At 65.6% G+C, this 22,454-nt stretch carries 23 protein-coding genes; 8 read left to right on the plus strand and 15 right to left on the minus strand.

All coding sequences use genetic code 11. From position 1 onward, the window contains the following. Positions 1 to 24: 24 nt before the first annotated feature. Positions 25 to 915 (plus strand): LOG family protein, encoded by an 891-nt coding sequence (locus WKH79_RS13445; protein ID WP_050599703.1) that lies wholly within the window; start codon positions 25 to 27, stop codon positions 913 to 915. Here WKH79_RS13445 and thiD read toward each other — a convergent pair. From thiD to glmM, 3 genes are all read right to left on the minus strand, one after another. Further along, positions 897 to 1,727, minus strand: a complete 831-nt coding sequence (thiD, locus tag WKH79_RS13450; RefSeq protein WP_341859147.1) for a bifunctional hydroxymethylpyrimidine kinase/phosphomethylpyrimidine kinase — start codon at positions 1,725 to 1,727, stop codon at positions 897 to 899. The two genes, WKH79_RS13445 and thiD, sit on opposite strands and share 19 nt — an antisense overlap. Then, entirely contained in the window at positions 1,724 to 1,948 is a 225-nt protein-coding gene (locus WKH79_RS13455; RefSeq protein WP_341859148.1) for a DUF1272 domain-containing protein, read from the minus strand. Before WKH79_RS13455 ends, thiD begins: the two co-directional genes overlap by 4 nt. A 68-nt stretch (positions 1,949 to 2,016) precedes the next feature. Next, on the minus strand, positions 2,017 to 3,354 hold the full coding sequence (glmM, locus tag WKH79_RS13460) for a phosphoglucosamine mutase (protein WP_341859149.1): 1,338 nt from the start codon (positions 3,352 to 3,354) through the stop codon (positions 2,017 to 2,019). Positions 3,355 to 3,528: 174 nt separating this feature from the next. Here glmM and WKH79_RS13465 point away from each other — a divergent pair, with 174 nt between their 5' ends. Then, positions 3,529 to 4,140, plus strand: coding sequence for a superoxide dismutase (locus WKH79_RS13465; RefSeq protein WP_063506773.1), 612 nt, complete (start codon positions 3,529 to 3,531; stop codon positions 4,138 to 4,140). Positions 4,141 to 4,194: 54 nt separating this feature from the next. On the opposite strand, the gene WKH79_RS13470 is transcribed toward WKH79_RS13465, so the two are convergent. From WKH79_RS13470 to WKH79_RS13480, 3 genes are read right to left on the minus strand one after another with little or no spacing between them, the layout of a single operon-like run. After that, entirely contained in the window at positions 4,195 to 5,376 is a 1,182-nt protein-coding gene (locus WKH79_RS13470; RefSeq protein ID WP_063511140.1) for an AI-2E family transporter, read from the minus strand. 57 nt (positions 5,377 to 5,433) lie between these two features. After that, the gene (locus WKH79_RS13475; protein WP_050599697.1) at positions 5,434 to 6,039 is read right to left on the minus strand and encodes a sigma-70 family RNA polymerase sigma factor; all 606 of its coding nucleotides are present in this window, start codon (positions 6,037 to 6,039) and stop codon (positions 5,434 to 5,436) included. After that, positions 6,039 to 6,230: a NepR family anti-sigma factor gene (locus WKH79_RS13480; protein ID WP_082835656.1), complete on the minus strand. Its 192-nt coding sequence runs from the start codon at positions 6,228 to 6,230 to the stop codon at positions 6,039 to 6,041. The genes WKH79_RS13475 and WKH79_RS13480 overlap by 1 nt, the downstream gene beginning before the upstream one ends. Positions 6,231 to 6,493: 263 nt before the next feature. On the opposite strand from WKH79_RS13480, the gene WKH79_RS13485 reads away from it, so the two are divergent. Further along, positions 6,494 to 8,098, plus strand: a complete 1,605-nt coding sequence (locus WKH79_RS13485; protein WP_341859150.1) for a CHASE domain-containing protein — start codon at positions 6,494 to 6,496, stop codon at positions 8,096 to 8,098. Positions 8,099 to 8,288: 190 nt separating this feature from the next. Here the strand turns inward: WKH79_RS13485 and WKH79_RS13490 are convergent, their stop codons facing one another. Further along, positions 8,289 to 9,080, minus strand: coding sequence for a response regulator (locus WKH79_RS13490; RefSeq protein ID WP_050599696.1), 792 nt, complete (start codon positions 9,078 to 9,080; stop codon positions 8,289 to 8,291). A 145-nt stretch (positions 9,081 to 9,225) separates the two neighbouring features. Between WKH79_RS13490 and WKH79_RS13495 the strand changes: the two genes are divergently transcribed. Continuing rightward, on the plus strand, positions 9,226 to 9,972 hold the full coding sequence (locus WKH79_RS13495) for a Crp/Fnr family transcriptional regulator (RefSeq protein WP_063506770.1): 747 nt from the start codon (positions 9,226 to 9,228) through the stop codon (positions 9,970 to 9,972). A gap of 241 nt (positions 9,973 to 10,213) precedes the next feature. Here WKH79_RS13495 and WKH79_RS13500 read toward each other — a convergent pair whose 3' ends face one another. Next, entirely contained in the window at positions 10,214 to 10,657 is a 444-nt protein-coding gene (locus WKH79_RS13500) for a response regulator (RefSeq protein ID WP_228135209.1), read from the minus strand. A 111-nt stretch (positions 10,658 to 10,768) separates the two neighbouring features. Beyond that, complete coding sequence (locus WKH79_RS13505) at positions 10,769 to 11,929, minus strand: N-acetyltransferase (RefSeq protein ID WP_341859151.1); 1,161 nt, start codon at positions 11,927 to 11,929, stop codon at positions 10,769 to 10,771. Positions 11,930 to 12,077: 148 nt separating this feature from the next. On the opposite strand from WKH79_RS13505, the gene WKH79_RS13510 reads away from it, so the two are divergent. After that, on the plus strand, positions 12,078 to 13,175 hold the full coding sequence (locus WKH79_RS13510; protein ID WP_063506768.1) for a fatty acid desaturase: 1,098 nt from the start codon (positions 12,078 to 12,080) through the stop codon (positions 13,173 to 13,175). Between the two features lie 60 nt (positions 13,176 to 13,235). Here WKH79_RS13510 and WKH79_RS13515 read toward each other — a convergent pair whose 3' ends face one another. The 6 genes from WKH79_RS13515 to phaC form a co-directional block, all read right to left on the minus strand. Beyond that, positions 13,236 to 13,754 (minus strand): GNAT family N-acetyltransferase, encoded by a 519-nt coding sequence (locus WKH79_RS13515; RefSeq protein ID WP_341859152.1) that lies wholly within the window; start codon positions 13,752 to 13,754, stop codon positions 13,236 to 13,238. Continuing rightward, positions 13,751 to 14,848, minus strand: a complete 1,098-nt coding sequence (gene lptG, locus WKH79_RS13520) for an LPS export ABC transporter permease LptG (protein ID WP_341859153.1) — start codon at positions 14,846 to 14,848, stop codon at positions 13,751 to 13,753. Before lptG ends, WKH79_RS13515 begins: the two co-directional genes overlap by 4 nt. Positions 14,849 to 14,857: 9 nt before the next feature. Next, positions 14,858 to 16,078, minus strand: a complete 1,221-nt coding sequence (locus tag WKH79_RS13525; RefSeq protein ID WP_160767539.1) for an LptF/LptG family permease — start codon at positions 16,076 to 16,078, stop codon at positions 14,858 to 14,860. A 95-nt stretch (positions 16,079 to 16,173) separates the two neighbouring features. Then, a complete protein-coding gene (gene clpS / locus WKH79_RS13530; protein ID WP_341860130.1) occupies positions 16,174 to 16,509 on the minus strand; it encodes an ATP-dependent Clp protease adapter ClpS in 336 nt (111 codons plus the stop codon). Between the two features lie 236 nt (positions 16,510 to 16,745). Continuing rightward, positions 16,746 to 17,483 carry a phasin family protein gene (locus tag WKH79_RS13535; RefSeq protein ID WP_341859154.1) on the minus strand — a complete coding sequence of 246 codons (738 nt, stop codon included), beginning with the start codon at positions 17,481 to 17,483 and terminating at the stop codon, positions 16,746 to 16,748. Between the two features lie 106 nt (positions 17,484 to 17,589). Next, the gene (phaC, locus tag WKH79_RS13540) at positions 17,590 to 19,455 is read right to left on the minus strand and encodes a class I poly(R)-hydroxyalkanoic acid synthase (RefSeq protein ID WP_341859155.1); all 1,866 of its coding nucleotides are present in this window, start codon (positions 19,453 to 19,455) and stop codon (positions 17,590 to 17,592) included. Positions 19,456 to 19,590: 135 nt separating this feature from the next. Here phaC and WKH79_RS13545 point away from each other — a divergent pair, with 135 nt between their 5' ends. The 3 genes from WKH79_RS13545 to WKH79_RS13555 all read left to right on the plus strand — a co-directional run bounded on the left by WKH79_RS13545 (position 19,591) and on the right by WKH79_RS13555 (position 22,440). Next, positions 19,591 to 20,778, plus strand: coding sequence for an LL-diaminopimelate aminotransferase (locus tag WKH79_RS13545; protein WP_050599773.1), 1,188 nt, complete (start codon positions 19,591 to 19,593; stop codon positions 20,776 to 20,778). A gap of 106 nt (positions 20,779 to 20,884) precedes the next feature. Further along, positions 20,885 to 21,553: a winged helix-turn-helix domain-containing protein gene (locus WKH79_RS13550; protein ID WP_341859156.1), complete on the plus strand. Its 669-nt coding sequence runs from the start codon at positions 20,885 to 20,887 to the stop codon at positions 21,551 to 21,553. A gap of 89 nt (positions 21,554 to 21,642) precedes the next feature. Then, a complete protein-coding gene (locus tag WKH79_RS13555; RefSeq protein WP_341860131.1) occupies positions 21,643 to 22,440 on the plus strand; it encodes a crotonase/enoyl-CoA hydratase family protein in 798 nt (265 codons plus the stop codon). Positions 22,441 to 22,454: the final 14 nt, after the last annotated feature.

The raw sequence follows: 22,454 nt of genomic DNA on the forward strand, positions 1-22,454 counted from the left end.
CGCGCGCGCCCTATCGGGCAGCGCATGACAGAAGACGAAAAGCGCCGGCGCGGCATCGAAGACCGCAAGTTTTACGCTGCCGAACAGGAAGCCCGGTTCGAGAAACAGGGCCTCGAATCGCACACTCCCCAGACCGAACATCCAAGCTACAAACTTGCGTTCCAGGACAAGGACTTCCTGCTGCGCGAGGAATTGCGCCCGGTGCGCTTCCAGCTCGAACTGCTCAAGCCTGAAATGGTCCTCGACGAGGCCGGGGTGGGCTCGACGCTGGTGATGTATGGCAGCGCGCGCATTCCGCCTCCCGAAGCGGCGGAAACCGCGCTCGAAGGCGCCAAGGACCTGCCCGAGGAAGAACGCAAGGTCGTCGAGAGCCTGGTCGCCAAGTCGAAATATTACGAGGAAGCGCGCAAGCTGGCCAAGCTGGCGACCGAGAAGTCGATCATCGAGAACGGCAAGCGCCAGTTCGTCGTGTGCTCGGGCGGCGGTCCGTCGATCATGGAAGCGGCCAATCGCGGTGCCAGCGAGGCGGGCGGCGAATCGATCGGCCTCAACATCATCCTGCCGCACGAACAGGCGCCCAACCAGTATGTGACGCCCTACCTGTCGCTCAACTTCCATTATTTCGCGCTGCGCAAGATGCACTTCCTGCTGCGCGCGCGCGCGGTTGCGGTGTTCCCCGGCGGGTTCGGCACGTTCGACGAATTCTTCGAACTGCTGACCCTTATCCAGACGGGCAAGATGAAGCCCATCCCGATCCTGCTGTTCGGCAAGGATTTCTGGTCACGCGTCGTCAATTTCGAGGCGATTGCCGAGGAGGGCACGATCTCGAAGAAGGATCTCGACCTGTTCCGCTGGTGCGAAACCGCGGACGAGGCGTGGGAATATCTGTGCGACTTCTACGATCTGGGCTGCTGATCGCGTTCGCCCCGGTTGCGGACCGCGTGATGGCCCAGCGGGCCTGACCCGTCGCCGAAACCGGGCGCATTCTCGATCGCGGCATAGGTGAACGCGCGGGCGATCCGGATCGCGTGGGTCAGCGGCTGCCGGTGCCCCAGCAGCGTGGCCAGCGCGGCCGACAGGGTGCAGCCGGTGCCATGCGTATGGCGCGTGTCGAGGCGGGTATGCGCGAAGCTGGCGAATTTCCCCGAAGGCGAGGCGATCCGGTCGACCACCTGCGTTTCGTCGCCGCCGTGGCCGCCCTTGGCCAGCACCTGGACGCCATAGCGTTCGGCCAGCGCGTGGGCCGCATCGAACATCTCATCGTCGGCAAGCGGACCGCGACCGGCCAGTATCTCGAGTTCGGGCTGGTTGGGGGTGACGATGGTGGCAATGTCCATCAACGCGGCGAACCCGGCGATCGTCTCATCGTCGGCCAGCACCGATCCGCTGGTTGCCACCATGACGGGGTCGAACACGATCGGGCCGGCGAAGGTGTCGAGCCGCTCGGCCAGCAGCCGGGCAGTTTCGGGGGAACCGAGCATGCCGATCTTGATCGCATCGGCGCCGATGTCCGACAGGCAGCTTGCCACCTGATCGAGCACGAATTGGGGCGGCAGCGGTTCGACACCCTGGACGCCGCGCGTATTCTGCGCGGTGATCGCGGTCAGCGCGGTCATCGCATAACCGCCCAACATGGTGATGGTCTTGATATCCGCCTGGATACCCGCGCCGCCCGAACTGTCGGAGCCCGCGATGGACAGGATGCGGGGAGGCGGCGCGTCGCTCACGCGGCAGCCTTTCGCTTGGTGGCAGGCGGGAATTTTTCGTGCAGCCTCTTGGCCCGGGTCGGGCGGTCCATCAGTTCGCCACCGCAATTGGGGCACAGATCGTCCAGCTCGTTCGCGCAATCGGCGCAGAAAGTGCATTCGAAACTGCAGATGAAAGCGCCGGGATCCTGCGCGGGCAGGTCGGTTCCGCAACGCTCGCAATCGGGTCTCATGTCCAGCATGGCTTGCTCCGTTTCCGCCCCTGCAATGTGCGGCGGTTCAATTTGTCGATGGTGCGCGCCGCGAGCCGTCAGGACGCCGCCCGCACGGCATCGCAGATCCGGTCGACCAGCAACTCGACCTGGGCGGCATCGTCGCCTTCGGCCATCACCCGGATAACCGGTTCGGTGCCCGACGGGCGGATGACCAGCCGTCCGTTGCCCCCCAGTTCGCGTTCGGCCTCGGCGATCGCCTGCTGGACGCTGTCCTGCTTGAGCGGCGCCCCGTCATCATAGCGCACGTTCTTGAGCAATTGCGGCACCGGTTCGAAGAGCCGCAGCAATTCGCTCGCGCGCTTGCCCGAACGCACCAGACCGGTCAGCACGCTCAGCGCCGCGACCGTGCCGTCGCCGGTGGTGGCATGATCGAACAGGATCATGTGCCCCGACTGTTCCCCGCCGACGTTGAAGCCGCCGCTGCGCATGCGTTCGAGCACGTGCCGGTCCCCCACCTGCGTCCGTTCGAGCGTCAGCCCGATGCCCGCAAGATAGCGTTCGAGACCCAGGTTCGACATCACCGTGGCAACCACGCCGCCGCCAGTCAGCTTGCCGCGTTCGTGCAGCCGGGTGGCGATTGCCGCCATGATCTGGTCCCCGTCGACCGTCTCGCCCTTCTCATCGATGACGATGAGGCGGTCGGCGTCGCCATCCAGCGCGATACCGATATCGGCGCCTTCGGCGACCACGCGCGCCTTGATCGCCGCGAGCGAGGTCGAGCCCACGCCGTCGTTGATATTGGTCCCGTCGGGCTCCACCCCCATGGCGATCACTTCGGCGCCCAGTTCCCAGATCGCGCCCGGGGTGACCTCGTAGGCGGCGCCATTGGCGCAATCGACCACCACCTTCAGCCCATCGAAGCGCACGTCGCTGCCGATCGATTGCTTGACCGCGTGCATATAGCGCCCGCGGGCATCCTCGATCCGCCGGGCGCGGCCGATATGGCCTGGCTCGACGAGCTGCGGCTGCTCTTCGAGCAGCGCCTCGATCGAGGCCTCCGCCTCGTCGGACAGCTTGAAGCCATCGGGACCGAACAGCTTGATGCCATTGTCCTCGAACGGATTGTGGCTGGCCGAAATCATCACGCCCAGATCGGCGCGCATCTCGCGGGTCAGCATCGCGATGGCAGGGGTGGGCAGCGGCCCGGTCATGACCACATCCATGCCGACGCTGGTGAAGCCCGCCACTAGCGCGCTTTCCATCATGTAGCCCGACAGCCGCGTATCCTTGCCGATCACCACGCGGTGGCGATGGTCGCCGCGCAGGAAATGCGTGCCTGCCGCCTGGCCGACGCGCATCGCAGTCGCGGCAGTCATCACCCCGCTATTGGTGCGTCCGCGGATTCCGTCAGTGCCGAAGAACTTGCGAGCCATGGATGGTCAAACTCCCTTGTGTCGGGGCCCCAATGGCGCGGTTGCCCGAGAAATAAAAGGCCAGCGCCCCTCTTTTCGCGTGCTATATCGCCGCTATGTGCAACCACGCGCTTACAGGGGCGTTAGGGACGCGAGTACGAAATTTGTTCACACCAACCCAAGAGGGGACATTCCATGGCTTTTGAGCTGATCGACCTGCCTTACGACGACACTGCGTTGGAACCTGCGGTTTCGGCCAAGACGCTCTCGTATCACCACGGCAAGCACCACAAGGCCTATCTCGACAAGACCAACAAGGCGATCGAGGGCACGGCCCACGAAGGCAAGAAGCTGGAAGAGGTGGTTGCCGCCGCGCGCGATAGCGACCAGGGCCTGTTCAACAATTCGGCGCAGAGCTGGAACCACGGCTTCTACTGGCACTCGATGGCGCCGGAAGAAACCAGCCCGTCGGACGAGCTCAAGAGCATGATCGACGATGTCTTCGGCTCGGTCGACGGCGTGAAGGAAAAGCTCGCCGAACGCGGTGCGGGCCACTTCGCCAGCGGCTGGGTCTGGCTCGCCGTGAAGGACGGCAAGCTGACGATCGAGGAAACGCATGACGGCGACACGCTGGCCGATCTCGACGGGGTGAACCCTCTGCTCGTGATCGACCTTTGGGAACACGCCTATTACCTCGATCACCAGAATGCGCGCCCGGCCTATCTCGAGGCGGTCAATGGCAAGCTCAACTGGAGCTTCGCGAGCGAAAACCTCGCGCGCGGAACGACCTGGGAATATCCCTGCTAAGCGCCAGGAACCCGACGATTTCGAAACCCGTCGCCAGCAATGGCGGCGGGTTTTTTACTGCTGCGCGGCAGTTTCGGCGGTCTCGGCTTCGCCGAACAGATCGGTCGCGAACAGCGGTTCGCCGAAGATGAACCCGACCAGATTGGGGCGTCCGATATGGTCGAACAGCGCAGTCAGCATCAACAGGATGGGGACCGAGAGCAAGGCCCCGAACACGCCCCAGATCCAGGTGAAATAGGACAGCGCGATCAGGATCAGCACCGGGTTCATGGTGAAGCGCGCGCCCAGGATCGACGGGGTCACGAGATTGGCTTCGACCGTGTGCAGCGCCAGATAGGCAGCCGCCGGGACGAGGCCCAGCACCACTGTATCGGCGGTGCCGATGCCGAACAGGCCGAGCAACGCGACCATCACGATCGGTCCGACATAGGGCAGGAAATTGAGCAGCGCCGCCAGCCCGCCCCACATGATCGGGGCATCGACCCCAAGCGCCCAGGCGCCCAGCGCCACGACCACGCCGACCATGGCATTGATCGACCCCACCGTAAGGATATAGGCGGCGACCCGGTCCTGCACTTCGCGGATCACGCGCGCGGCCTTGATGCTGGTGCCGAAGCTGGCGCGGCCGAACAGCAGCCGCTGGCGCAGCCGCACGCGCGCCTCGATCATGAAATAGGCCATCAGCAGCGTCAGGATCGTCTCGAGGATCAGGCTCGGCGTGGCGAAGGCCACCTGTTCGAGCAGGCTGGGTGCGGCCAGCACCACTTCGCGGGTGCCGTCACTGTTCATCAGCGCGGCGAGCTGTTCGTTAAGCGTGGCGATCCAGGCGAAGCGCTCGCGCAATTCGCCGAAGCGCGCCATCACGCCCTGCGCCATCGCCGGCACGTCGTCGAACAGCGCGACGGCCGGCTGCAGGATCAGCGCCAGAGCGAGCAGCAGGATCGCGAAGAAGAACAGGAGCGCCGCGAGCGAGGCGAGCGCATTGGGCAGGCCCCAGCCGTTGAGCTTGTCGGCCAGCGGCGAAAGGATCACGGTCAGCACCAGCGCGGTAACCACTGGCAGGAACACCACCGAACCGATCGACAGCACGAAGGGCAGGGCGAGGAACAGGCCCAGCCCGATCAGCAGCACCAGCGACGAGATCAGCCGCAATTCCTGTTCGGCGAAGGCGTGCCTGCTCGACCGGCGGCGCGGCGCCGGTGACACGGTTTCCTCGGGCGGCTTGGTCTCGCTCATCGGCGCTTATCTGCCTCGCATGGCGATTGGTGACAAGCGGCGCGGTCGCGACGGTTGCTAGCTGCGGCTGCTGCCCATGCCGGAGGCCACATCGTCGAGTTCCTGCAGGATTGCGCGGTGCGCTGCGCTGTCGCTGATCGAACGCTTCGGAATGTTGCCATCCGCCAGCATCGCATTGAGCGCGGCGCGCGCACGGCCCACCCGGCTCTTGATCGTGCCCACCGCACAGTCGCAGATCGTCGCGGCTTCTTCGTAGGAAAAGCCGCCCGCACCCACGAGCAGCAGCGCTTCGCGCCGCTCGGGCGGCAGCGTCAGCAGCGCCCGGTGCATGTCGGACAGGTGGATCGGTTCTTCCTGTCCCGCCGGTGCGGTCAGGACGCGCTCGGCGACGGTCTCGTCATATTCGCCGCGAAAGCGGTTGCGGCGCATGTCGGTGAGGTAGGCATTGCGAAGGATCACGAAGGTCCATGCGCGCATGCTGGTGCCGGGCTGGAAGCGCTCCTGCGCCGCCCATGCCTTGAGCAGCGTTTCCTGGACCAGATCGTCGGCCATGTCGGCGCGTCCGCACAGGCCGCGCGCGAAAGCGCGCAGGTGGGGGACGACCTCGGTCAGTTCCCGTTTGAAGTCGGCTTTGTCCGCTGCCGTCCGTTCGTGGTCCGACATCAGTCCTTTACATCCAGCTTGTCGAGCAGGTCCTGGAAACTGTCGGGGAGGGGCTCTTCAACCACGGAGTCATAGAGTTGGCGCAGGCCGTTCGCCCAATCCGGATCCTGTTCCTTCCCCGGAGCAGAGGGATGTGGCGGCGGCCCGCCAGCGGGTGCCCGCTGCGGAGTGTTCGGCGTATCTGAGCTCATGGCTTGAAGACTGCTACCCTTTTCGTATGTCACCGGCAGGATGCCCTACCAGCATCTTTCGATCCCGCAATGTGCTTCGCACAACGCATGGGACGATGTCGAGTTCCCTTGCTTTGTGCAATGGAACAATTAGGCCCCCGCGGCATAGTAAGCGTTACTATGGGACCAGGCAAACCGTCAGGGGCAGGAAGCTGGTAAGCGAAGAACTCCAACGCAAAGGGCGCCGCAGGCGTTGGCTGATCGACTATCCGCGCGGAATCCCGGTGCTGATCTTCGTCCTGGTCACCGCCATAACCGTGCTCAGCGTCTTCGCGATCGAGCGCGGCGAGGCGCAGCGCGATGCCGCGGATGTCGCGCGCAAGGCACAGGCGATGACTTCGGCGATCGAACGCCGCGCCTATACCAGTTCGGCCTACCTGCGTGCCGGCGCCGCGCTGCTGTCGACGCAGGACGAGATCACGCCCGAACTGTTTCGCCGCTTCGTTTCTGAATTGCGGTTGGATGCCAATTACCGCGGGGCAGAGGGGATCGGCTGGGCCCCGGTCGTCACTGCGGCCGAACTGCCTGAATTCGAAGCCCGGCTGAGCCGCAGCCGCGTGGAAGAACAGCGGGTGTCGCCGACCCTGGCCGAACAGCCGCGCGACATGCTCACTCCGATCCTCTACCTGCAGCCCGACACAGTGCGCAATCGCCGCGCACTCGGCTACGACATGTATTCGGAACCCATCCGCCGGGCCGCGATGGATCTGGCGGGGGCGAACGATCGGCCCACTGCCAGCGGGCCGATCGTCTTGCAGCAGGAAGGCGACAGCGAGGCTGCAGGCTTCCTCATATATATGCCGGTGTTCGAAGGGCTGAGCAGCACGCGCGAGCTCAAGGGCTTCATCTACAGTCCGTTCAATGCCTCGCAATTCCTCAGCTCGGCCAGCGAACTGGTCAGTTACGAGGCGGTCGGGGCGCGCTTGCTCGATACGGATGCCACGGCGGAGGTCGCGATCGCGCATAGCAACAGCTGGATCGAGGGGCGCCCCACGATCACCCGCGAACTCAGCCTCGCCAACCGGTCGATGCTGCTCGAAGTGCAGTCCGCGCGCCAGGAGGGCTTGTCGGCCATGTCGATGATCACGCTGCTGTTCGGGCTGGCGGTCGCCAGCCTGCTGATGCTCGTGGCCCGCCTGCTAACCCAGCAGACGCTCGAGGATCGCCGCGCGATCAGCTGGTTCGAGGAACAGAACTCGATCCGCAACTCGCTGACGCGCGAGCTCAACCACCGGGTCAAGAACACGCTCGCCAACGTCCTCTCGATCGTATCGCTGACGCGGCGGCGGTCGCAGGACCTCGACGAATTCGCCGAAGGTCTCGACGGCCGCATCCGCGCACTGTCGGCCACGCACGACCTGCTGACCCAATCCGAATGGGGCACCACGCCGATCCGTTCGGTGGTCGAGGTCGAGCTCGCACCCTATGCGCGCGACCAGGACCATTCGCTCGATCTGGTGGGGCCGCATACCGAGCTGGCGCCCAATGATGCGCTGTCGCTGGGGCTCGCGATCCACGAACTGGCGACCAATGCGGCCAAGTTCGGTTCGCTCAGCGTCCCCGGGGGCGAGGTCGCGGTGCATTGGAGCCAGGTCAACGACACGCTGGCGAAAATCGAATGGATCGAAAGCAAGGGGCCGCCGGTGGACAAGCCGCGCCGCCGCGGTTTCGGCACCGATCTGATCGAGAAGATCGTCGCGCATGAGCTGCGCCACCCGGTCGAGCTCGATTTCTGCCCCGAAGGGGTGCGGTGCACGCTGCTGGTCCCGGTGCGCGAACCGAGCGAGTTCGAACTGCGCCGCAAGGGTCCCGCGGCGGTCGGGCGCTAACAGCACGGGTTTCGCGGCCGCGAGTCTCCGTGCCGACCTCCGCAACCACATCAATTGATCCGAGAAAACGCGGCCCGATCGCGCCGCGTCGGTGCCGACCGCATCGGCACGGTGCAGCCTTCGCACTGCAGGCAAAGAAAAACCCGGGCCGCAGGGACCCGGGCTTTCAAAAACCGATTGCCGGCGGGGGTTAGCCCAGCGGGCGGCTCGAGCCGAAGAACAGCGCCTGGCTGATCGCGGCACGAACGGTCTGTTCCTGGAACGGCTTGGTCACGAGATAGGTCGGCTCGGGACGGTCGCCGGTCAGCAGGCGTTCGGGATAGGCAGTGATGAAGATCACCGGCACGCTGCTGATCGCAAGGATATCGTCGACAGCATCAAGGCCCGAGGATCCGTCCGCCAGTTGGATATCCGCCAGCACCAGGCCGGGCGTCTTCTGCGCGACTACTTCCTGTGCCTGCGTGCGCGTGGCAGCGGTGCCGCAGACTTCATGGCCAAGCGAGGTCACGAGGTCTTCGAGCTGCATCGAGATGAGCGGTTCGTCCTCGATGATCAGCACGCTGGTCGACGACTCGCGGTCGATTTCCGAAACCGCTTCCTGGGCCAGCCGCTCGATATCCTCGGCCGACATGTCCATGATTTCGCCCGCCTGGTCGGACGAGAAATCCTCCAGCGTGGTCAGCAGCAGCGCCTGCCGGTTCAGCGGGGTTACCGATTTCAGCCGGTCCTGCGCCGCATTCTCATGCGTGTTGTCGCCGACGGCTTCGGGCACTTCCATATAAGCGCTCGACCAGACCTTGTTGAACGCCCGGTACAGCGGGACGCGGCCGCCTTCGAGCGATTCCTTGAGTTCGCTGTCGGCCAGTGCGGCTTCCAGCGTGGCACGTACGAATGCGTCTCCCGTGGCCTGCGAACCGGTCAGTGCGCGCGCATAGCGGCGCAGGTACGGCAGGTTACGAGCAATTTGATCACCAAGCGACATTTAGACCCCTTCCTTAAGGTGCGCGCTTCTAACGTCCCGATGGGGGTTAGGTTCCTTGGGCCGATGCCGCAACCCGCAGGTTTGACATCCATGCCGTTTCAGGCCCATTCCGGGTGCTGGGGATTACCTGTCGAGGACTGCCGCGTTGCAAGAAATTGCCGATCCGATTGCCTGTGTCGAGTGTCCGCTCCAGTCCTGTCCGGGACTGCGCCCGCTCGAGCCGAACCAATTGTCCTACATGCAGCGGTTCAAGGACGGCGAAATCGCGCTGCAGCGCGGCGATATCCTGATCGAGGAAGGCGCGTCGCATCGCCGCCTGTTTACCTTGCTCGACGGCGTGCTCATTCGCTCGCGTGCGCTCGAGGATGGGCGCCGGCAGATTCTCAATTTCATGTTCCCCGGTGATCTGGTCGGCTTGCAAAGCGCCTTCGACGAACCGGCGACCCATACGATCGAGGCGCTGATCGACGCGCGCCTGTGCCGTTTCCGTCGCGCCGATTTCGCCGATCTCATCGCGCAGCACCCGGCGCTGGGCTACGACATCACCTGGCTGGCGGCTAAGGAAGAAACCGCGCTCGAAGGCCATATCGTTTCGCTGGGACAACGCAGTGCGCGCGAACGGGTGACCTATCTCGCGGTCTGGCTGCTCGACCGGGCGCAAGCGACCTGTCTCGCCGATCATCACAATACGCTCGCGCTGCCGATCACGCAGGCGCAGATCGCGGACATGCTCGGGCTGTCGCTGGTGCATACCAACCGCACGCTGCGCCAGCTCGCGCGCGAAGGGCTGGTGGACTGGCAGTCGCGACGGATCCACGTGCCCGATCTCGACCACGCCGCCGACTATGCGCAGTTCGAGCGCAAGCAGGGCGGCGGACGGCCATACATCTGATTGTTTTTGCTTCGGAATGTCATTTTAGGCAAAAAATTTCACCCCGCTTGGGAACCCAGTTTCTGGCGGCGCGTATTCCTTATGTCACCGCCGAGACCCCCCCTCCCGTCCAAAGCGGCTGGTGATACGATCCCGAAAGGCCTCCGTTGCACGGCAACGGAGGCCTTTTTTCTGTCCGGCGTAGTTTCGGCAGGATTTGTGATCCGGAACGCGCGCCTTGATCCGGCGCGCGCGACCGCGTCTATCGCAGCGCGCCGCGCAGCCGCGAGATGATCCCGCGCGGCTTCGACTGGCGCAGCACGGCAATCAGTTCCTGCGCGTCGTAAGGCTTTTCGAGCGTGCAGCCCAGCGCGGCGATGTCCGCCGGAATGTCCTGCGGGGCGCCGGTCGAAAAGATGATCTGGGGGCTATCGGCGCCCAGCGTGCGCACCAGTTCGGCAATCGCCCAGCCGTCGTCGCGATCGGCCAGGTGGACGTCGAGCACGATCGCTTCGGGACGCCCGTCGCGCAGGTGCTGCATGGCTTCTTCTGTCGACGCGCACAGCGCCACCCGGGCCACGCCTGCATCGAGCAGCGCCTGCTCGATCGTCATGCCGAGCACGGCGTCATCCTCGACGACCAGCACGTGGCCGGGCAGTTTAGCGGGGGCGGCCGTCTCGGGGTGCTGCGTCATCGTCTCTCGCATGGCTGGCGACACGGGCGCCGCTTTCGCCTGTCCAACGGGAGGCGGCCGGGCGCAGTTCCCGGCCAGCGTGCATTGCCGCCGGGCCGTGGCGCAATTGCGACAATCCCGCGGTCAGGAGGCAAGCGAGCGTTCGTAAATCGCATATTCGCGGTTGACCGTGCTGCCAATCGCATCGGCAATTGCCTTCATCCCCTGGTTGTCGTCGAGGATCCAGCCGATCTCCGCGCGCTTGGTCTGGTATTCGGCAATCGCCACCTCGCGGATCTGGCTGATCATCATGAAGGCCAGCTGGCTGGCGAGCCGCGAATTGTGCAGTTCGCGGCGCACCCCCATCAGCGGAACGCGCATGCCTGCACCGCTCGGCCTGCGCATCCAGCGCAGCAGGCGGAGCCAGCCCAGCGGCCACAGCCTGCCGTTCACCTTGCGCAGCACATCGTTGATGTCGGGCAGGGTCAGCATGAAGGCCACCGGCTTGCCGTCGACCTCGGCGATCAAATTGATCTGCGGATGGATGATCGGCTTCAGCTTCTTGCCCGCATAGGCGATCTCGGCATTGGTGAAGGGGATGAAGCCCCAATTGTTCGACCATGCATCGTTGAGGATGGCGAGGATGGTCTCGACCTCCTCGTCCCACCGCGACAGGTCGACCGGGCGCAGGCCGATCCGCTCGTTGCGCTGGCCCGACTGGACGATCCGGCGAATCAGCGGCGGGAACCCCACCGTCACGTCGAGATCGTAGGTCAGCAGCGTCTTGGCGCGCGCATAGCCCGCGCTTTCGATCCAGTGCTGGTAGATTTCGGGATGGTGCCCCATCATGATCATCGGCGCGTGGTCCTGTCCGCTTACCAGCAGGCCCGGCTCTTCCCAGATCGACATCGAAATCGGCCCGATCGCGCGGTCCATGCCCTGGCCGCGCAGCCAGTCCTCCGCCGCGCGCAGCAGCGCATGCGCCACCGTTTCATCGGCGGCGTCGAAATAGCCGAACATGCCTGCGCCTGGGCCGAAGCCCTGCTGGCGCGGCAATTCCAGCGCGAGGCGGTCGATATGCGCCGAGATCCGGCCGACCACCGCGTCGCCGCGCCGGGCCACGAACAGCTGGTGTGCGGCATGGCCGAAAAAGGGGTTCTTGGCAGGATCGACCAGTTCGAGCTGTTCGCCCCGCAATTGCGGCACCGCATGCGGCTCGCGCGATGCGAAGCGGCGGCCCGTATCGACGAAAAGGGCACGGCCCCGCTTGCCTTCGACCGGATCGATCACCACTTCACCATTCATTCGCGCACACCTCGTTCAGCTTGGATTAGCCCTGTGTGCGCTAGCTGATCTTTGTCAAGGAACCGCACCGCGCCGATCACTATGATCGCAACCCATCGCTGTAATGCGGGTGCGTTTTCGGCTAAGGGCCGCTCCAGGATACCAGACCATGAATGTTCAACAGACACAGATTTCGGCTGCCGATACCCTTTCGCGTCGCGAGGCGGGAAGCGGCTGGCATGCGCAAATCCCCGACGACAAGGCCATGCTGCGCGCCGCGCGCGACCTGACCAAGGATATCTCCGCCCACCGCGCGGACATCTACTGGGCCGACATGATCGCTTCGGCGCTGGTCGGCTATGGCGCGCTGGCGGGCGCGATCCTGACCGGCAGCCTGCCGCTGGCAATTGCGCTGGGCGTGGTTTCGGTGCTCGCGCTCTACCGCGCGCTGCTGTTCATCCACGAGATCTCGCATTTCCGTAACGGGGCGCTGCCGGGCTTCCGCACCGCTTGGAACGCATTGGTCGGCGTGCCGATGCTCACCCCGTCGTTCATGTATGAAGGCGTGCACACGCTGCATCACAAGCGCACGCAATACGGCACGATCGAGGATCCCGAATACCTCCCGCTGGCGCTGATGAAGCCGTGGAGCCTGCCCGCATTCGTGCTGATCGCGCTGCTCGCACCGGTCGCGCTGCTGCTGCGCTTCGCCGTGCTGGTCCCGCTGGGCGCGATTGTCCCGCCGGTTCGCCGGCTGACCTGGCAGCGGCTGAGCGCGCTGGCGATCAATCCCGATTTCCGTCGCCGCAATCCCGAAGGCGACCTGCGCCGCCGGGTGCTGCTGCAGGAAGCGGGCGGCATGCTGTGGAGCTGGGCGCTGATCGGCAGTGTCTTCGCGTTCGGCTGGAAGCCGCTGCTCGTCGCGCTCGCGGTTGCCTCGGTGGTCGCGCTGCTCAACCAGCTGCGCACTCTGGTGGCGCATCTGTGGGAGAACGAGGGCGAGGCCATGACCGTCACCGCGCAGTTCCTCGACAGCGTCAACGTGCCGCCCCCGGGCCGGATCGCCGAACTGTGGGCGCCCGTCGGCCTGCGCTATCATGCGCTGCATCACCTGATGCCGTCGATGCCCTATCACTCGCTGCCCGAAGCGCACCGCCGGCTGGTGGCCGAGCTGGCAACCGATTCCAGCTACCACGGCGCCAACCATGCCGGGATGGGCGTGCTGGTATCGCGCATCGCACGCAACACGATGCGCCCTCGCGGCTGAGCCATTCGCGCTTGTGCCGCTGGTCCTGTGGGGCCGGCGGCGCATCGCCGCAGCCGCCGCTCAGTCGATAAACCTGATCATCGCGATACGGCGCTCCGCCGGCAGGCCCGCAGCGATCTCGGCGTCGAGCTCGCTTGCCAGCCGCGGGTGCGCGGCCAGATCCTCGACCTCGACGAAGCCGATCCGCGCATAAAAGGGGGCATTCCACGCGACATCGCGGAAAGTGGTCAGCGTGGCTGCCCGAAATCCGCCATTGCCCGCATCGATCAGGCAGGCGCGCAGCAGCACCGCGCCAATCCCCTGCCCCTGCCAGCAGGGCAGCACGTCCATCTCCTGAATATGCACTTCGCGCCCGCACGGCCTTGCCGCAAGGAAGCCGACGATGTCGCCCTGCGCCTCGGCGATGAGGCAGTGCCCGCGGGCGATCAGGCGGCGATGCTCATCCTCAGGGATCACGCGCGCCGAGTCGATCGCGGCGCTGTCGGGGTCGTCGGCGAAAGCCGTGGCCGCCTCGCGTTCGATACCGGGGAGCGCCTCGGCATCTTCGGGGCGCGCCAGCCGGATCGAGAACGCGCTCATTCCTCGGTGCGGATCAGCACCGTCTCGCCGATCAGCAGGAACAGGAAGAACGGTGCCCAGGCGGCAAGGAAGGGCGGGTATCCGCCGAAGCTGCCCATTGCGAGCGCGGCATTGTCGACCACGAAATAGGCGAAGCCCAGCGCCATGCCGATCACCGCGCGGACGAACAATTGCCCCGACCGGGCCAGGCCGAACGCCGCCACCGCGCCAAGCAGCGGCATCAGGAAAGCGGACAGCGGGCCCGATATCTTGTGCCACCATTTCGCGCGCAATTCGGCCGTCGGCCTCCCCGCGCGTTCGAATTCCGCAATTGAGCGGGTCAGTGTCCAGAAGGGTTCGGCATCGGGGTCGATCTTGGCAAGATCGATCTGATCGGGAGTCAGCGCTTCGCCCACCACCAGCGTATCGGGGGTATCGGTCACCGCGTTCTGCACTCCGAAGCGCGTGACGCCCGACAGCTGCCAGCCCGGCGCGGCATAGCGCGCTTCCTCGGCCTCGACCTGCTCGGTGATCATGCCGTCGGCATTGCGTTCGTACCAGGTGACCTGGCGCATCACGATGCCCTCGCCCGACCCGGCGAGATAGCCGGCCGTCAGGATGTTGCCGTTGTCGTTGAGGTAGATATTGGTGCGCACGCGCTCCTCTTCGGGGATCGGCCCGTATTCGACCGCTTCCCACGCCTTGAGCGTCTCGGTCGCCCGGGTGACCACGCGCTCGTTGAAGGCGAAGGTGGCCACCGAGACCAGCCCCGCGGTCAGCAGCAGCGGGGCCAGCACCTGGTGCGCCGACAGCCCCGCCGCCTTCATGGCGATGACCTCGCTGTTCTGGTTGAGCGTGACCAGCGTGATCAGCGTGGCGAGCAGCACCGAATAGGGCAGGAAACGCGATACCAGCTGCGGGATGCGCAGCCCCGCATAGGTGAGCAATTCGCCCTGGCCATTGCCTTCCACCGCCAGGATCTCGCCGCTGCTCGACAGCAGGTCGAGCATCATCAGCACCAGCACGAGGACGAACAGCATCGCCGCGATCCGCGCGACGAACATCTTCGCGAGGTACAGTGTCAGCGTGCGCGAGGGGAAGAAATCGAGCTGCATGGGTTCCCGCTATTCGGCTGCTGCTAGGTCGATCTTGAGCCGCCGGCGGCGGAACACGCGCCCGACGCGCTTGGCCAGCTTGTCGAACCAGATTTCGAGCGCACCGATCGCCTGCCCGCCGGGGACGTAGGCGACCCGCCAGTACATCCACACGATCAGCGCGGCGAACAGGAAGAACGGCCCCCACAGCGCCAGGATCGGATCGACGCGGCCCAGCGCGGCGACGTCTTCGCCATACTGGTTCACCTTGTGATAGGCGACCACCATCACGATCGACAGGAACACGCCCAGCGCGCTGCTCGAACGTTTGGGCGGCACGCCGAGCGCCACGGCCAGCAGCGGCATCAGTGCCATCATCACCACTTCGACCAGCCGGAAGTTGAAGCTTGCCTGGCTGGCGTCGCGCTGGGCTTCGGGGCGTTCGTCGCTCCACCCGATGCGCAGCAGTTCGGGCAGGATGTATTCGCGTTCGGCATCGCCGCGCGCGCGAAATTCCTCCACCGCGGGCAGGTCGATCGGCAGGTCGTGGCGCGTGAAGGTCAGCACACGCGGCGTCTGGCTGCCGGTGTCCTGCACGATCGTGCCATCGGTCAGCCGCAGGATGATCGTATCGGGGCTGTCGGTGGTGGCGAGGAAGGCGCCTTCCTTCGCGGAGATCGACAGCACCTGGCCGCGGTCGTTCGCGACGCGGGCGAAAATCCCCTTCAGGCGGCGGCCGTCGTCCTCGCTTTCCTCGATCCGCAGCGCCATGCGATCGGCCAGCGTGGTAAATTCGCCCACCTTGATCGAGGCGCCGAGCGCGCCCGAGCGCAGCTCATATTCCATCTGCTCGTAATAATAGCGGCTGACCGGCTGGATGAAGAACACCAGCGCGACATTGACCATCATCAGCACGGCTGTGATGGCGAACGGGACGCGCAGCAGGCGGCCATAGCCGAGCCCGACCGCGTGGAAGACATCGAGTTCGCTGGTCGTCGCCAGCTTGCGGAAGGCGAGCAGGATGCCCAGCAGCAGGCCCAGCGGAATGGCGAGGCTGGCATATTCGGGCACCAGCGCGATCAGCATCTTGAACACGACGCCCACCGGGCCGCCTTCGACCGCGACGAAATCGAACAGCCGCAGCATCTTGTCGAGCACGAGCAGCGACGCGGCGATGGCAAACACCGCCAGCATCGGCACGGTCACGAGCCGGAAGATGTATCGATCGATGCTGGGCAGGAATTTGAGCAAGGGGCCGCCGGTCAATTGTCTCCGCGCCAGCCCCTAGCGCGCTTTTGCGTGCAGGTCATGCCCCTTGTGCGGACGGGCCGCGCGGCGTCGCCGGTTCAGGCCTTCTCCAGCGTGCATTGCAGCGGGTGCTGGTTCTGCCGGGCGAAGTCCATCACTTGGTGGACCTTGGTTTCGGCAACTTCGTAAGGGAAGATCCCGCAGACCCCGACACCCTTCTGGTGGACGTGGAGCATCACGCGGGTGGCTTCCTCCATGTCCATCTTGAAGAAGCGTTTCAGGACGATGACCACGAATTCCATCGGCGTGTAATCGTCATTGAGCAGCAGCACCTTGTACTGGCTGGGCTTCTTGGGCTTGGCGCGGGTCTTGGTGGCAATGCCGACCTGACCGTCGCCCTCGCGCGAATCGTCGTCCTCGCCGGCAGCGCGGATGGGGGTAGGGGGGAATCTCGGCCATTGCTGAACCCATTATCGTAACGCTTGGGCAAATCGCAAGGCACGAGCGGTGAGCCTGTGCCTGTGCGCGCCCGCTGGGCCGCACGGATGCAGCCTGTGCGGCAGACGGAAAAAGGGCCGGATGGCAAAACCATCCGGCCCACGGTGTCCAATTCGCCGGGCGAGGGAGAGAGGAGAGAGTGCCCGGTGGAATTGAAGCTGGAAATTCGGCCTCAGGCGGCCTTGCCGACCTTTTCGGCGGCCAGGCTCATGCGGTTCGACATCGGCGCGAACGCCTCGTTGACCAGCTTGAGCATGGCTTCGGTGTTCTTCGACGCAGTCGAGACCATGGCATCGAAATTGCGGCGGGCGATTTCGCCCTGCAGTTCGAAGAGCTCGGTCGGCGTCTTGATCGCGGTGAACTTCTTCATGTCTTCCTGGACGGTCTCGGCAGCCGACTTGGCTTCTTCCGCATAGCTGCGGCCCATGTCCTGCATGCCCGAAGCGAGGATCTTGCCCGATTCGACCACGGCCTCGAGATTGCCCTTCTGGAATTCGGCGGCTTCCTTGGTCATTGCAGTGCCCTTTTCGTAGGCGGCCTTGACGCGGGTCTGCATGTCGGCAGCCATGTTCTGCGCCTTGGCGGTGTAATCGGTAGTGTTAGCGGTCTTGGCAGTAGCCATGATGGTGTCCTTCAACTGGGAGATCGGGGCGGTCTTGGCGAGCGCCGCAGCCGGCGCCGCGGGAGTGGCCTGCTTCGCCGCCGGCGCTGCTTTGCGCCGGGCGGTCTTGGGTGCGGCCTTTTTCGTCGCGGCTTTCTTCGGCTTTTTCGCAACGCTGGCGGGGCCGGCATCGGCTTCCACGGCCTTGGCGATGGCCGCGGTGCTTACTGCATCGCTTGCCGGCGCAGCCGCAGGCTCGGTCGAAACCGTGGCAGTCGCCTTGGCGCTCTTGTCTTGGCTGTCACCCATCGGGAACCTCGCTATGTTGCAGTGCACAAAATAAGCACTGCAGCCGCGAAGTCAAGGATATTTTGTGCACTGCACAATAAGTCGCGGCCGCGGCGTGCGGGGCCGGTTATCGCGCCGCGACGTAGCGTCCCGGCGCATCCTCGATCACTCGGTCACCGCGGCCGCCGGGCTTGCGCTTGCCCTTCGCGGCCACCGTGGCGGGATCCTGTTCGCGCAGCCATTCGATCCAGTCGGGCCACCAGCTGCCGGGATGCTCCTGCGCACCGTTGCGGAATTCGGCCAGGGTGCGCGGCGATCCCGTATTGGTCCAGTACTGGTACTTGCCCGAGCCCGGGGGATTGACCACGCCCGCGATATGGCCCGATCCCGCCAGCACGAATTTCAGCGGGCCGGCGAAATGGTCGGTAATCCGCCAGACACTTTCGGCGGGCGCGATGTGGTCTTCCTTGCCCGCCTGGACGTAGGTCGGGGTCTCGACCAGGCCGAGATCGATCGGCGTGCCGTCGGCGCTCAGCGCATCGGGTTCGACCAGCCGGTTGTCGCGGTAGAAATCGCGCAGATATTGTTCATGCCACTTGGCGGGCAGGTTGGTGACGTCGCCATTCCAGTGAAGCAGGTCGAAGGCCGGGTAATCCTCGCCCAGCAGGTAGTTGTTGACCACGTAGTTCCAGATCAGGTCGGTGCCGCGCAGCAGGTTGAAGGTCGCCGCCATGTAACGCCCGTCGAGATAGCCTTCGGGGGTCAGGCCCTTGATTGCCGCCAGCTGCTGGTCGTCGACGAAGTTGCGCAGCTCGCCCGCCTTCTCGAAATCGACCTGCGCGGTGAAGAAGGTCGCGCTCCTGACCTTGTCCTGCTCGCCGCGGCGGTGCAGCACCGCCAGCGTTCCCGCCAGCGTCGTGCCGGCCACGCAATAGCCGATCGCGTGGACCGCCGGCACGTCCAGCCGCGCACGGATATGGTCGATCGCGTCGATTTGCGCGCGCACGTAATCGTCCCACACCACGTCTTTCATGCTGGCATCGGCCGATTTCCAGCTGACCATGAACACGGTGACGCCCTGTTCGACCGCCCAGCGCACGAAGCTTTTCCGGGCGTTGAGGTCGAGGATGTAGAACCGGTTTATCCATGGCGGGAAGATGACCAGCGGCGTCGCCAGCACCGTGTCGGTCGTCGGCGTGTACTGGATCAGCTGGTAGAGCGGGGTCTCGTGCACCACCTTGCCCGGCGTCACCGCGATGTTCTCGCCCAGCGTGAAAGCGCTCGCGTCGGTATGCGACAATTGCCCGCGCCTCAGATCGGCGAGCAGGTGTTCCATCCCCGTGACGAGGTTTTCGCCCTGCGTTTCCAGCGTGCGTTCCATCACCACCGGGTTGAGCAGCGGGAAATTGGCCGGGCTGGCCGCCTCGGTCATCGTCCGCGTGGTGAACCGCAATTGTTCGCGCTTGTCGTCGGACAGCCCGTCGATCCGGTCGACCATTTCGGCCACGCGCTCGGCCAGGAACAGATAGGTCTGGTGGATCAGCGCATAGGCGGGGTGCGCGCGCCAGCGCGGGTCGGCGAAACGGCGGTCGCGGCGCGGCATGTCGGCGGCGTCCCGGGCCTGTTCCTGCCCGCCGGCGCCCAGTCCGTATTGCGCCAGCACCTGCTGCCATACCTCCATCCCTTCCTGCCACAGCGCCTGCTGCTGCGCGGGATCGGCCAGCGGCATCTGGCGGTACCAGTCCTGCGCCAGCCCCATCCACCGCGCCGGGTCCATCCACGGCACCAGCGCCTGCGGATCGGCCAGCTGCTCGGCCTGGTATTCCAGCCACATCGTCTGCAGCTTCGTCCCGACCTCGGCCCAGTGGCGCATGTCCTCCGCCGACAGCGGGTTGCCCCCCGCCGCCTCGGCCATCGGCGCGAACAGCGCGCGGGCGAATTTCGCCGGCGCTTCGAAAAGGTTGGTGAAGGGGTCGGGGCCGTCGTCGGTCATCATCGCTCCTGCCTGGTGCCAAGCGCCTGTTGGGGTCGCAATAGGATATTCCGCCTCCGCATGCACGCGCGCCGATTGCACCGGGGAGGTGAATAGGTAATCAGTGTGACTCGCCTACAGCCCGAAAGAGCCATGATGTCCGACGAATTCTACCGTATCAAGCGCCTGCCGCCCTATGTCATCGCCGAGGTCAACGCGATGCGGCACGAGGCGCGGCGCGCGGGGCGCGACATCATCGATCTCGGCATGGGCAATCCGGACCACCCGCCGCCGCAGCACGTGATCGACAAATTGTGCGAGGTCGCGGCCAAGCCGGGCGCGCATGGCTATTCGCAGTCCAAGGGCATTCCCGGGCTGCGCAAGGCGCAGGCGAACTATTACGGCCGCCGCTTCAACGTCGATCTCGATCCCGATCGCGAAGTGGTGGTGACGATGGGCTCGAAGGAAGGCCTGTCGTCGATGGCCACCGCGATTACCGCGCCGGGCGACGTGATCCTCGCGCCGAGCCCGTCCTATCCGATCCACACCTTCGGCTTCATCATCGCCGGGGCGACCATCCGCAGCGTGCCGACCACGCCCGACGAGCGCTATTGGCGCGCGCTCGAGAACGCGATGGACTACACCGTGCCGCGCCCGACCGTGCTGGTGGTCAACTATCCCAGCAACCCGACTGCCGAAACGGTCGACCTCGCGTTCTACGAACGGTTGGTCGCCTGGGCGAAGGAGAACCGGGTCTGGGTGCTGTCCGACCTCGCCTATTCGGAACTCTATTACGACGGCAAGCCGACCCGCTCGATCCTCGAGGTCCCGGGGGCGAAGGATGTCGCGGTGGAATTCACCTCGATGTCGAAAACCTATTCGATGGCCGGCTGGCGGATGGGCTTCGCGGTCGGCAACCCCACGCTGATCTCCGCGCTGACGCGGGTGAAGTCCTATCTCGACTACGGCGCCTTCACCCCCATCCAGGCGGCCGCCTGCGCCGCGCTCAATGGGCCGCAGGACGTGGTCGAGGAAAACCGCGCGCGCTACCAGAGCCGCCGCGACGTGATGGTCGAAAGCTTCGCCCGCGCCGGGTGGGATATCCCCACGCCGCCCGCCAGCATGTTCGCCTGGGCCAAGCTGCCGCCCGGTTTCGAGGAGATGGGCAGCCTCGAATTTTCCAAGCAATTGCTCGAACATGCCGATGTCGCGGTCGCGGCCGGGGTCGGCTATGGCGAGGAGGGCGAGGGCCATGTCCGCATTGCCATGGTAGAGAACGAGCAGCGCATTCGCCAGGCAGCGCGCAATGTGAAGCGCTTCCTCGCCGACCACGCGGGGCGCTGATGCGGCTGTTGCATCCGGATCGGTAGCATTTCCGCGTCCGGGCGGTTCTCAAACCTCGGTTTTTACTTAGTCTCCGGCCCGCATCGGAAAACCGAGGGGTCGCTTGATGAGGGGCGCGACATTCGCATGGCTGTCGACCAGCCCGGCTGTCCCGGTCCGATGGGATCTGGGCCATGCCGGCTGGTCGATGGAACACGCACCGGATGCCGCCAGCGCGTCCGCGGCGCTGCCGGGCGTGCTCGACTGGCGCGCCGCCAGCCGGCCGCGTGACTGGCATGAGCTTGCGGGACGCAACCGGATCGTCGCGGTGGGGGTCGATAGCCCGCGGGAACGCGCGCGCCTGCTCGATGCCGGGTTGGGCGATGCGCTCTCCAGCCACGTCGCCTTCGTCGAGCTCGGCGTGCGGCTGGCGCGGCTGCGCCACGGCGAAAGTTCGCTCCCGCGGTCGCTGCGGGCGGGGCCGGTGACGCTCGACCTGTTCCACCGCGACGGGCGGCTCGATGGCCGCTGGCTGGGGCTGCATCCACGCGAATTCGGCCTGCTCTGGCGGCTCGCCGAAGCGCGCGGCATGCCGATCACCCGCCGCCAGCTGCTGCGCGATGTGTGGCGGATCGAGCATCCGCCCGAAACCAACTCGCTCGCCGTGCATGTCTCGCGGCTCCGGGCCAAGCTGGCGGTTTCCGCCTGCAGCTGGCTGGTGGAAACGCATCCGCAAGGCGGCTACCGGCTGGCGGCCCGGCCCGCGGCCATTCCCTGCGAGGCGCAATGCGCCTGACCTTCCATGCCGCTGCCGGCACGCGGCAACTGGACATGGCCCGCCCGTTGGGTACCAAGGGGCGCACAGTTGCGGAGAGAGGTTTCAGCATGCAGTTCAACGATCGCGTTTCCATCGACCTTGCCGATAATGGCGTGGCGCAGGTCCGCTTCACTCGCGGCGACAAGATGAACGCGCTCGATCCCGCTCAATTCGACGCGGTGATCGCCGCGGGCGAAGCGCTGCGCACGATGAAAGGGCTGCGCGTCGCCGTGCTGTCGGGCGAGGGGCGCGCCTTTTGCGCCGGGCTCGACACTGCCAGCTTCGGCGGCGACGGCGGCGGATCGTCCAAGCTTGCCGAACGCGGCTATGGCAATGCCAACCGCGCACAGGAAGCCGCGATGACCTGGCGCAAATGCCCCGTGCCGGTGATCGCCGCAGTGCACGGCGTGTGCTTCGGCGGCGGGCTGCAGATCGCCAGCGGCGCCGATATCCGGGTGGTGCACTCGCAGACGCGCATGGCGGTGATGGAAATGAAATGGGGCCTCGTGCCCGACATGGGTGGTTATGCCCTGTGGCGCGGGCTGGTGCGCGACGACGTGCTGCGCGAACTGACCTACACCAACCGCGAATTCATCGGCGAGGAAGCGCTCCAGCTCGGCCTCGCCACCATGCTCGACGACGATCCGCACGCCCGCGCCACCGCGCTGGCCGAAACCATCGCGAACAAGAACCCCGAAGCGATCCGCGGCGCCAAGCGCCTGTTCCGCGTGATGCATGAAGAGGGCGAAGATGCGATCCTGCTGGCCGAGAGCGAGGAACAGGACGCCATCATGCGCCAGCCCAACCAGATCGAGGCGGTCATGGCCGAAATGCAGAAACGCGCGCCGGTGTTCAAGGACGTGTGACCGGGCCTTAGCTT

The sequence above is a fragment of the Qipengyuania sp. GPGPB31 genome (assembly GCF_038396345.1).
Lineage (GTDB): Bacteria > Pseudomonadota > Alphaproteobacteria > Sphingomonadales > Sphingomonadaceae > Qipengyuania > Qipengyuania citrea.